The sequence below is a fragment of the Niveispirillum fermenti genome (genome assembly GCF_048066175.1).
GTDB lineage: Bacteria > Pseudomonadota > Alphaproteobacteria > Azospirillales > Azospirillaceae > Niveispirillum > Niveispirillum fermenti.
This window is the reverse complement of the sequence record NZ_JBLTXA010000148.1, coordinates 1-298: the sequence shown is the minus strand read 5'-3', so window position 1 is coordinate 298 and position 298 is coordinate 1. Positions and strand designations below refer to the sequence as shown.

The following is a 298-nucleotide window of genomic DNA, read 5'->3' as shown; positions in this document are numbered from 1 at the left end:
GCGTCGCGGCAAGACTTCGAAGCCTTGGGCTGTGTCGGATCGCTTGATGATGTCGATGGTCCATTTTCCGATGCGGCGCAGGGCATCTTTGAGCTTGTCCCCAGCATAGCCGCCATCGGCGAAAACATGCCGCAGCCATGGGAAGGGTTTGACGATTTCGGCCAGCACCAGCGGCGCGCCGTCGCGGTCCTGGATGTCGGCAGTGTGGATGAGGGCATGGACGAGATTGCCTTGGGTGTCGGTGAGGATATGGCGCTTGCGTCCTCTGATCTTCTTCCCGGCGTCATATCCCCTCGGG

At 61.1% G+C, this 298-nt stretch carries 1 protein-coding gene; it reads right to left on the bottom strand.

Translation table 11 applies throughout. The features are described 5' to 3' along the window. Window positions 1-298 (bottom strand): transposase (locus ACM9LZ_RS26095; protein ID WP_416622413.1); only part of this gene is annotated, 298 nt, incomplete at both ends.